3 protein-coding genes are annotated in these 12,322 nt (G+C 49.9%); 1 reads left to right on the top strand and 2 read right to left on the bottom strand.

Features of this window, described 5'->3' with window-relative positions:
* A partial coding sequence (locus D6694_05985) for a hypothetical protein (protein ID RMH44280.1) occupies positions 1-10,876 on the bottom strand: 10,876 nt, incomplete at its 3' end.
* Between the two features lie 587 nt (positions 10,877-11,463).
* Here D6694_05985 and D6694_05980 point away from each other — a divergent pair.
* A complete protein-coding gene (locus D6694_05980; protein RMH44279.1) occupies positions 11,464-11,937 on the top strand; it encodes a hypothetical protein in 474 nt (157 codons plus the stop codon).
* Positions 11,938-12,032: 95 nt separating this feature from the next.
* Here the strand turns inward: D6694_05980 and D6694_05975 are convergent.
* Positions 12,033-12,322: hypothetical protein (locus D6694_05975; protein ID RMH44278.1), on the bottom strand; the 290-nt coding region annotated here is incomplete at its 5' end.

The raw sequence follows: 12,322 nt of genomic DNA, 5'->3' as shown, positions 1-12,322 counted from the left end.
TGCCACTGTCTGTCTGAACCACCTGTGGTGTGCCCCATCGGGATTGCAACTGGATGACCTTGTCAAGGGTAGAAGTATCGGGAACCAGACGCCAAAGGTCAGATGGCGCATTATAGGTTGCATGCCGCGTGAAAAGCACCTTGATGGAGGCGATGTCCATGCTTCCGAAAGTATTGATCGAGGAACGCGTATATACCCCTGTGACATTGGTATACAGGGTATTCCCAATAAGCTTGACTCCAAAGGATGCAGTGCCCGTACTGGGAAGGAAATTGGAACCCGACCAGTAGGAATAAACCGCGGTGCCTGTCTCATCATAGATGTAATAATGGCTGCCGGGTGTCGACCCTGCCCATGCATCATAGATGGAGAACAGTACCCTTGCCTGTCCGGAACTGTCATAGAGGTACAGATGGATCTTGCCCATGCTGGCAAAATTATAGGCAAAGTCCCAGATAAAGCCTGTGAAGCCCTGATCCGGAGTGAAGGTGATTTCAGCCACCTGCCAGCCACTGCCGCCGGCAACCGCAGTTCCATAGATTTCCAATGGATCGTCTATTTGGGTCAATTGCAGGTTGCTGTGGGGGGTCAGCGCAAAGGTGCCGGGATAGGGTGCCGTGATGACCTTTGAAGAAGTGGCGGTCATCGTCTTGTGCACGGTCAGGTCATCGACCGTGACAGTCGAGGTGCCGGAATTGGCTATCGTACCCCTGTCATCGTAAATGAACTTGATGGTGTCGATTGTCCTCCCCGCATTGGGAATGTTGCTCGAAAGGGAGACTGAGCCCGTCATGTCCGCCGTTATGCTTTCACCCATGGTTACGTGGATCTGTGCCGTAAGGCTATTGCTTGAGAGATTGGGACTCAAAACGTTGCCTGCCAAGCTACCCGCAGCATCATAGAGATAGATGTATCCTTTAGGATTTGAGCCAGACCATCCATCGGAAAAACCCATTGAAAGGATCTTGACTCCGAACTGGTCGTATGCCACCACAGCACCCGTCCCCATGTACGTGGTCGAAAAGTCCAGGTTCACTTCGAACGAAGTGACCATGCTGGCGGGATCATAGATCACAGAGGGTTCTGCAACGGAGTTGAGGGGATCGGTGTATTTCAGCGTACCTGACAGGACATCCCACCGGAATGTGCCAGCATCGAGGAATGTCCAATCACCAGTTTCAAGATCCGCACGTGTGCCATCAAAAGTGAAGGTCTCTGTGGTATCGGCAATGCCCTCTCCGAAAAACTGGGTGGAGGGAAGGCTGGTTTCCATTCTTTCCACAAACATGATGGCGTTCGGATCCGTACCTTGCGTGAACTTGATCTTGACTGTGCCAAAAGGTCTGCCTTCAAGAAGCTGTGCACTCCTGCTGAAGGTGCCGGTGAGAGCTACCTGCAATGTCCCGTTCCGGAGCTCGATGACTGCTTGTTGATTCAATGCCGGTGGAAGAATGCCCGTTGCCGAATACTCGGTGCTTAGGATGCCGGATGTATCATACAGCCTGATGAACGGTGAGGAATCGGTGTAACCGATAGAAGCCATGAGTGTGCCGACGTCATCAATCACCTCCAGAGTTACCCCACCGGAGGTGAAGTTGGTGACCCAATCGACCTCTATGCGGGTGTGTGCCGGATTGACGGCATACCATGCCTCAGATGTTCCCTGAACGGTGTGAACCAGTTCAAGAATACCCTTCGCGGTCCTGAAATAGTTGGCATTGGGTTGCACAAACGTCCATCCCGAATTTGTAAGTTCGCCGATACTCCTTTCAAACTCCTCAACATGACGATCAAGGGAATTGTCCTCGATTCCGTTTCCAAGTTCAAAGGTGTAGGACAGTGCCGGATCGAAGCCGAATTGGTCATAGTCGATCTCTATTAACGGCACCCCTCCTGAGGAGATGAGCTCTGCCACATCGTCATCGGAAAGTTCTTTCCTGAAGAAATGGATCTCATCCACCATGCCTACGTATTTCATGGTTCCCAGATCACTGCTGCCGATGTAGAGATCACGCTGAGGGGAATCGACTTTGTCCATGGCCGTGCTGTTGGAGATGCCATTGACGAAAATTGTTGCCTGTTTACCAAAAGTCACTGCAACATGGCTCCACGTACCATGGGGCAATTCATCTGAGGTAAGGGATTGCCATGCACCAGCACTTCTCCACTGGAGAATCAACCTTGAGACACTGGCATTGAGGTATTCCAAGTCAAGAAGCCATGTTTGGCCATCCACCAGCCTTTGGACGCCTGTCGTTCCCGATGGTTGAATCCACATGGACATGCCATAACCTCGGGGTTTGATAGCCATCCATTCCTGCAACGGCAGTCTCAGGTTCCCGTCAAGCACTGCCCCCAGATCGTTGTAGCCTACGGCATACGATACGCCTGTTTCGACCAGATCGACGCTGGTATCGGATTTCGGAGATCCATCAAGCGGATAGTATGCCACATTGGCACTGATGCTTTGATTATATGTCTGAACCGTTTCTCTCTCCCGCAAGGCAGTGGCAAGCTGGACTGTCGTATCAAGGTCATCCCTTGTGCTGATCGTCACATTCTCCGAGGCAAGAACAGTCACCTTGAAATTCCAGTCGAAAGTATGGCTGGGCAGATGGATCAGCCTGAACTTGATGAGATTCCGACCAGGAACCAGCCCAAGAGGAACCAAGGTGCCGGATCCGTCCCCTCCGACCTCCAAGACGGCAATACCGCTGCTTTCAAAGGAGAGATAGGCTCTCTGCTCCGTGTCACTGTACAGGTAGGTGGCAAAGGTCGTCGCGTAGTACCTGTTGGATCGATAGTCATAGATTTCGTTGTGGAGAGCCACCTCCCCGGTCTCTGTGGCACGGATCACGTTCCATTCATTGCCCTGTGAGGACTTGACCCCTTCAGCAGGGAAAAGACCCGTGGTCGACTGATCATGCCAGTTGGGAATGAAACGCATGGATGATCCCCCCGTATCCACAAAAACAGCCCTCAGACCAACGTAGTTCTGAACAAGATCGCCAAGATCAAGAGTCACGACACTCCAAGAGCCGGTTTTGGCAGGATGGATCACCTCAATTATGTCATCCGCCCCACCGACGACCGTGTTGACGTCCGTGAAGTAAAAAAGATCATCGTCAGCACCGCTTCCTTCGGGACTTTGGGTATCCCTCCAATTGATCACAAAATTACCATCCTGCATCGAAGTGCTCTCCTCGAAGGCATAGCGGTCTAGCACGACCCTCACCCATTGTGTTCGAGTAAAGCCTCCACCCCATCCAGCAGGGGCGAAAGCCGGATCATAAATGTCCAAGGCAAGATAAAATGACTGAAAACCTGTTGTAGGCAACAAATATTGAATGGACACCAGCTCAGAGGTTGTCAATCGCAGAGGGGTGTAGGGAACCGAAGGAATATGGCTACCGGCAGCGACTTCCTTTTTTTCCCGAACGTTTGCATAGGTTGTCAGATCCGATAGACCCTTGCCGATGGCAAAGGCATTGTTGTAGATTTCCATGAGGTTATAGGGTGTCTCGTTTAGGTCGCGGGTCTGCACCTCATAGACACCAGCATAAAGACTTTCGTCCTCAATGAACCTGAAACTGGCATCACCCCTTGAAAAGACCGGATGTATCTCGATTCCTTCGATATGGATGAGCGGCAGATCGGCACCCTGCTTTTCATGCAGGATACGGAACTGGACTTCCGAAAGGCTGTAGATCGTGCGTTCGAAGAGCATACTGCCTTCCTGCTCCAGTCCCTGCAATCGGATGTATGAACCACTTTTCAAGAAAATGAGGGTTTCAGGGCTGAAGGACGAACTGAGGGTCGTTCCATCCCATGTAGAAAGTTTCCACCCATTTCGGTATTCCATCGTTCCCACCGATGTCCCGTTTTCGAGGAACAAGCCAAAAACCACAGCACCAGTAGTTCCAGGATCAAGGGTTGAGACATCGACCCTGATGAACACATCATCATAAAGATTCAGAAGGGTCTGATGGGTTCCTTCAGGAGCTCCCTGCCAATCGAACTTGAGCCGTCCCTGATCTGCATACAGGTAGGGAGTACCCACCAAGGCTTCCGGCATGAGCCAATCTTCGAAGTCATAGATCAACGGTTCCAGAAAGCTGATGGTAGGTAGCAGGTTCCGGTAGGAGGCACTGCTGCTCTGAATCCCGTACCTATGCATATTGAGATAGAGGCGTTGGTCTTCATCAAGGACTGATCCGTAGATGGCAAGCTGATCGACCATTCCCTTGAACTGAGGTGTGGAAATGGCTCCAAGCCTGAATTCATCCAACGGAAGGCTGAAGGCAGAAGTCAGGGTTTCCACAAGAACGTTGTCAAGGAATAGCTTGGCAGTGTTTCCTTCAACGACGAGAACGGCATGGTACCATGTGTCTAGGGCTATGGGTGTTGTCCCGACGGTTTGAATGGCACCATCGGAATAGATGATCCGAATCTGGTCATCCACAAGGGCAATGCCGACCCTCAGGAAATCTGAGTTGATTCCCTTCTGGTAAATGATCGGCTGCGTCCCATAATTTTTGGAAGTGGAAAACCAGACTGAAACTGTGAAATCGGTCAGGGATGCAACGCGAACCAAGGCTGAATCGGTGAACCCATTGAAGGAGATACCCTGTCCCTCAATACCTTCTCCATAATCCAAGACACCATTGAACAGACCGCCAGATCCAGACATGTCCATGGTGGTGCCGTCGAATCCAGCAAAGAACTCCGGAAGGGAAGACGGGACATCAAAAGAGGTGAGTCTTTCGATACTCGCCCCGTAATCATCTGCAAACAATTGGTATTCATCAACCATCATGGCATTGTTGCCGGATCCCCCTATGGTAAATAGGGTCGGTGTAGGTGCCGTCCATCCCGATTTGGGAATGCTGATCGCCAGTTGGCCGTCGAAATAGAGCAGGGCATGGCTGGCGTTATAGACCAGCACATATCTATGCCAGTCATTGTCGATCGGGATCGGGGCGGTATATGACAGACGGGTGCCTGCATTCGAATCCACCGTGAGACGGAGAACCGGATCATACATGACGGTGAACAGTACCTTGCCGTTTCCTTCCGCATTTGCCATGAATTGATAGTTTGAGGCGGTAATAAGGGAAGGATCTTCAAGGAATTTGGCGGAGAACGCAACCGTGAATTCCGGAAGTGAATAGCTGAATTGCCCCTGAAGATATGCTCCCTGATCCAGCACGATTGCCTGCCCCTGTGCTCCTGCGGCATAATGGTCACCACCGCCATAATAGGTCAGATGGTCTGCATCCGCAATGCCGTTTCTGTAATCATCTTCAAAGGCGTAATCCAGCAGGGGCTTGACCGGCACCTCCCCCTGCCTGACAAAATTCCGCCGTTCCTGGGTGAGGTAGAGAAATTCATCGACCGATCTTGCTGTTGAAAGCCCCACCCGTTTGATGGTGATAGGAACGTCAGAGCTGATGTCCACAGCCAGATCAGGATTTTGATTGACCGGAACGGGAACCTGAAGGGTTTCTTCACCATATACCAGCTGTTCATGGGATTGTCCCATAAAATCAAGGATGACCTTGGTTCGTGTGGTGGCTGACAGTTCCACAGTAAGGTACTGGTTGGCATTTCCGATTGAATTGTCCAGAAATCCGGTGGTGGACAGCGAAACGTCAGTGGAAGTAGTGAAATCCGTGTCGTCGGCATGCGAAACATACATGTCCGTCTTGGTTTCCAGACGCATCGAGGTAGTCCCGACCACATTCCGGGAGAGAGTTCCACTACGGGTGGCAATCCTGTTTAACGAGATATCGTATGAGGAGGTCGTTGAGTTAATGACCACTTCAAGGGAGACAAATCTGCCCAACTCAAAATCAATGCCCATGTCTGACCATTGCCCCTGATGGTAGACCTGCAAGGCACCCCCAATCTTGTTCCGGGTCGAGTTGCGAATGACCCTGAGCCTGAGCAGTTCACCGCCTGCATCGTTCACCTTGAAGGACGCATATTCCTTATTGAAATCGAAGAGGTTTTTCATCATGAATGTAATGGAATGAGTCAAGTTACCGTCAACCTCAAGGTACCCTCCGTTCTTTAGATGCAGGTAGTTGACCACGTCCTGCTTGAGCCAGTAGGTGGCGAAACGATCCCCCACGCCCGAGAGGCTGTTGTCCTCAACGCGAAATCCGTCCTGCATCTCATAGATGCGGATATAGCCTGAAGCAGGATCAAAAAACGGACGAAGCACCTCGTTCTTGGGAAGGTCGATGAGCAGATGCCCTTGGGAGGGGGTGCCCACAGCAAGTTCATTGGAAGACCTGCCGAGAGGTTTCAGATCGTATGCCTTCCAGAACGCAACACTGAGCTTGCTTGTCCCGTCCCTTCCGGGATAGGTCGAAATGCTCAACCAGTAGGTGTCGGTCTCATTGGCCAAACCTTGATAGAAGGTTGTCCCAACCCCGTCAATATACAGTCTTGCCTCTTTGTAGATGCCCACTCTTCGGAACTCAATATATGAAGGATCCGGGAAGAAGGCAGGATTGGCGAAATAGACCTTCTGTCCACTGAAAGCAATGTCCAATTTGGCTTGATAATGAGAATTGAAATACTCGAGCTGGGGATTGCCTTGGACATAGTCCCCCACCTCCCTGCTGTACAGTACATTGGTCATGGAAGCACCTGCGGGAGTCGGGTCATAGATGTAGCCTACATTTGCACTTGGATCCTCCGCATCCATGATGGTCTCCCCTTGGAAGACAAGGTTATCCATCGTGGCAGTCCCCCGGATGAGAAATCCTTCGACCTCGTAGACGGATCCCGATGGGAAGACCCGTTTCAATTCGCTTTGGACATCAACCGTGAAGGTCTTCCAAGTGCCATCATTGATGTTCGGATCTGGAAGGGGAAGGAAAGCATATGCTCCATTTGATCCGGGGGAGGTAGTTGCGGTGTTGTAGGTGAGATACGTAATTCCCACATTCGTGTCCACCTTGATGTAAAAAACGAAGGATCCCGTCAATTTCAGGTCAACTGAGAGGACAGCAGAACTCAAGGCCTGTCGATTAATGTAGAAGTGGAAGCCATTGTCCGTCCCACTTCCCTGCACACGAATTCCTCGATTGAGGGTACCTGCATACCTGTTGTATTGGACTCGGGCAAGGGTTGCCCCTGCTGGGGTTTGATCATAAATGTAACCAACATTTGCATCAGGATCCTCCGCATCCATGATGGTCTCCCCTTGGAAAACAAGGTTGTCCAGCATGGCGGTGCCCCTGATAAGGAAGGCTTCAACAGTAGAGATGGTGCCCGTGGGATACAACCGCCTCAGTTCGCTTTGGACGTCTACCGTGAAGGTCTTCCAAGTGCCGTCATTGATGTCGGCAACCGGAAGGGGAAGAAAGAGATACCCATTGCTGGCAAAAGGAGATGTGACCTCTCCGTTGTAGGTCAGATAGGTGATGCCTACGTCATTGGTCACCCGGATGTAAATGTAGAACGGCCCGTCCATGCGGATGTCAACGGAAAGAACGGCAGATGAGGTGGCGGCAGCCCGGTTCACATAGAACCAGAACCCGTTCTGGGTGCCAGAACCCTTGGTCTGCATAGCGTGGTTCAACTGGCCTCCGAGTGGATCGTATCCGAGATGATTGCCGGGAAGCAGGGTAACGCTTTTCTGCTGCCCGTATGCCTCCCCCGAGACCCCTGTGCCTGCGTAGCCCGGCCGGGTCAATTCCTCGATGGCAAAGGACGTAAGGGACGCTCCAGAGATACGGAGCTGCGGCTCAGTTCCAAAATCAAACGTCCCTGGAATCTCACCCATACGTATCCCATTCAGAAACGCCTCCGCCCGTGTCTCATAGATTATAAACATCAGCACATGCTCAGCAGCACCGACCTGAAGGGTGGATACATCTTTCAGAAGATATGTGCCACCCCCATTGAGCCTTGCCTGAAGACCCGGTACCTTGTCCACGAACAGCGTCTGGAAACCGATCCAAAGGTTGGGACTGGTCATCTCAAACCTGAATTCATAGAGAATGGGCTTGCCAAGGATCGGAAGTCCTACAGTATCCGTCAAAAGCATGTCCTGACCGGGATCGACCTGCTGCAGGCTGGGCCGTCCCCCCTCTGACAACGCCACCTTGGCATTGACATGTTCGCGGGGGAGCTCTGTCATCTTCATGGTATATACGTTGGTGGCATGATCCCATTCAACACGGTGACCCTCCCGGTCGTCCCGCATCCCCTGAAGCAGGCTGGCTGGCGTCTCATCCATCCGTATATTGGTGAACTGGTCACCCCGAACCTGTGACTGAAGCCCGACTGCCCTGAAACCGGAAAGATAGACGGGAAGATAACTTTCTTGCGGCAAAAGGAGCAATTCAACCTGAGTCCATCCATAGAGACTGATGGACGACTTCAACTGGGAAAGGTCAACCATGATTCTGGCAGTGGTATAGTTTGCCGAAGCAAGAATGGTGAAGGTGCCGAGGGTGAAGAAGGTGGAGCCTCCCATGGGACGATAGGCCAGATCGAGATGCCGGGCAATGCCGTCATTCGAAAGAGCCCTTGCCGTCAATTCGAACAGGACACGATCTTCGGCATCCAAGAATGCCGTATCAAGATAGTCGTAACTGGCAATGACCCCAGTGGGCATGGCATTGGTCAACCTGATGTTGTCAATCCACAATGATGCCTGCGGAACTACGGAATAATACTGCTCAACCCATTGGCCAATTCCTCCATTCCCGTCGGGATCAAAGGTCATCCCCTGCGATTCCGATCTTCCGCTTCTTACCACCACTTCAAAAGTCAATGGCCCCGTGGCACTGATCGGCAACGTAATGGTCGTCCAGCCCGAATAATAGGAAGAACTGGACCAGATCACATCCGAACCGATCTTGACACGGAAAAGAATGGAATCGTAGGGACTGGAAGTATCTGTCGCGGGCTCCGTCGGAAGGGGGGACGTGTCTGAGCCATAGTTGTCCCATGCCCATGCCATGGTGGTGCGGACATCAAAGGAAAGACGATCATAGATACCAAGATCTGCACTCTGCCAAACCTCATCCGTATAGCTTGAACTTTGGGTGGCAGTGTCCGAAATTATCCTTTGCCCTGCTGCCGAAAGTTTAACGCTCTTGATTCCATCACTGGCAGAGGCATCCACAGTGCCACCAGTCCATCCAACAAGATCGTCTTCAAAGGAGGGGTTGATAAAAGGATAGCTGGGACGGGGCATGCCTGCACTTTCCGCCAAAACAACATACCCGTCGTCATAGACCAGTGACGTATTGGCATAGGAGGCACTGAGCTCTGCTGCAGTCCGTTCCTCAAAAATGGACGGACTGGGACCACCCACCGCCACACCCTGAAGACGGAAAAAGGAAGAGGGGTGGAGGAATTCCAAACGGAGAAGGGTGGTACGGAAACTGTCCTTGAAGGATGAAGAAACAGGAATGATGGCCATGCCGGCATCGGAATAGAAGGTTGTCGATCCCACTTGATTCCATGAATCCGTGTACACATGCAGACGGATCTCAAAATCACGATGCAGATTGTCCTTGCCCAATACGGTCACTCTGGATACATTGCCGACTGCATCAACCCTGAAATCTGCGGTTGCCGAAGGAAGAAGAATGGCCTCCCTGCCGTTGAGTGCAGTGGATACATCCGTAAACACAGTCTGCGAACCATCGACCACATCTCTATTGAACTGGAGCTGGTCACTTGGAGCTCGCCTTAACACGGTGAACTGGTACAGGTACAGATACAGGTCTCGCTGGAGGGAATGAGACTCGATGAGCATGCTGTCAATCGAGACAGAAACCCTCAAAAGCCCCTCCACATTGGTGGGAAGGCCCCCCACCCTGAAGGAAAGCGAATTGAAATCATTGAACGAGGCCGATCGAGAACCGACAAGCACCCGTTGACCAAGAGCCTCAAAATAGAGGTCTACAGTCATGGCTCCGCCAGAAGTGATATTGACCCGATCAACCGTACTTGCCCCTGCCAAACCCAGTGTTACCTCATAGGAACCAGATTCAAGAAACATGGCAGGTGCAGAGAAAAAGTCGGTATATGTTCCCCCATTGACAAAACTGTCAACTTCAGGAATGCCGGCAATGACCGACATCCCCAAGTTCTTGGACTGATGTGTGCCCAAGCTGTTGAAAGGCGCAGAAGGAAGACCGAAGGGCAAATAAAGAGCATTGGTGGTGACCTGACCTGCAAAACCGTTGGTTGTACTAAATGTCTGGTATTCGGAAGTGCCCGCATCAAGATAGTTGTACTCATAGGGATTGGCATCCACATAGCCGGCACCCTGAATATGGACGGCCTTCATGCCGAAACTTGACCAAGTCCCCGAATGAATTGACACACGGATAGACTCGACAGTGTGGTAACCCATCGCCACTGCCTTCTCACGGGAAATGATGACATACTTGCGCCCTTCAGGATCTGTCAACAGATTGTCCCATGTAGTAAAGTTGTAGACATGAGGACCGAACTCAATACGAATGTCCCCAACATCAGCAATATATTTTGCAGCAATCATCAGATCATAATAACCACTGTATTCAAACTCGTAAGTCCGAACACTCGCATTCGCACCCAAGGGTATAGAATAACGGTAGTCTCCACTGACTTGCGTAACCACCGGGACAGGATCCCAACCTGAAGCAGTGGCATCAAATTCATCATTGAAAAGCCAAGGAGTCTGACCGATTTCGGGATAGTCTGAAGATATGGGAAGACCACTCCCCACAAGTAGAAGCGCAATAACCGTAAAATAGATCGATTTCCTGTTCATAAACTGCACCTGTTGTCCATCGCCCCCACAATCAAGAAGAAACCAGCCTTGGAGCATCTCGACAACAAGGGCAATGAAATGCATAGGGGCTGGACAATAAACATTTTTAAGCATTACCCCCATTGAAAAATTTTTTAGCCAAAGTTTAAGGACATTTTACTCGACACCAAAATAGCGAAAAATTGTGTCAGACACCGCAGGCAAACTTTCAAAATGAAAGAAACACCAAATAGAAACATCGCCATTTCAGAAGGTGTTTCACTCAGATTTTCTCATAAACTGAGATTTACTTGCAGAGAATGCGAGGATTACCGAAATTGTATATAGACCGAAGTATATAAACATCCATGCGCAAGAAATTGCTCCTTCTGATATCACTGTTCATCCTTCCTGTCAGCGCAAATGACTTCAACGAGGTGGCAAAGGTGGCTGCATTCTATAGTGAGGACAACAAATTCATCTATGCTATAACTCGAAACCAGACATGAGTGACGATTCATAACATGACCATGGAGGGAAAGATCAACTCGGTCAATATGGTCGAGATTGACAACACAACATTTCCGTCCGTAAATATGCCTTTGTATATGGCGATTTCTATAACGGTACCATCTATCTCGCCTTGATACATTTTCCTTGTCAATAACTGGACAGTTACCAAAACCTATGATGTGTTTCCAGAAAATGAAGGCAAAATCTTACCTCGTGCCATCCATGCAACCAATTCCGGCATCTATACCGTAATCACTGACGGAAGCATATCAAGGTTTGATCTTCAAACAGGAGAACTACATCATCTCTTATACCAATCAGGAGCTATCGCATACGCCTCAGACGGTGAGTTCATCTATGTCCTCAAAGCAGGTAAACAAGGCTCCAGAGGAAGAAGCACACCAGGAATGCTGAAAATCTACAATACCTCAGGCATTATCGTAGGAGAACAACAGGCTGATGACCAAGGAGTTCTTGAAGACATGTTTGTCAAGGGAGATTTCCTCTATGCAGTAGATAACAGAAAACTGTACAGCCTTTTCCTCAACCCATATCCTGCCTTCACAACAGAGGACATCCCATTCGGGATTGTAGGGCCAACTCTGGCAGTGATGCTCCTTGTCCAGAGAAAAATAAAAAATGGTTCCTACTAAAATTTAACTCCAAGTGATAATGACATCAAATTGAAAGTAAGACCAAAAAAAAATTATTCAATTTCACAAAAGCCTATGAGAAAATGGAGGTGCAATCACAAAAAAGATGATTTCGAAATTTTTAAACATGTCTGAAAAATATCTTCTGCAAACTTGATATCTGAATAAGAATATGAAATCGAGAAGAATAAGATCAAACAAAAAGGAGTGAAAACAAAATTCAACAAATTGATTAAACTGATGCTGTAAACTCCAACATCACCAAACATTTGTGGCGCATAAAAAAAAAGACCCAGAAGGATCTTCAACCCATATAACCTCTCACGACCTTGGAATAGGTAAATAACACGCAAGGGGGACTGAGTCCCCCATTGTACACTTAGGA

It is taken from the genome of Gammaproteobacteria bacterium (assembly GCA_003696665.1).
Classification (GTDB): Bacteria; Pseudomonadota; Gammaproteobacteria; order Enterobacterales.
Note: the sequence above shows the minus strand (reverse complement) of the source record. Positions and strands in the feature narration are given on the sequence as shown.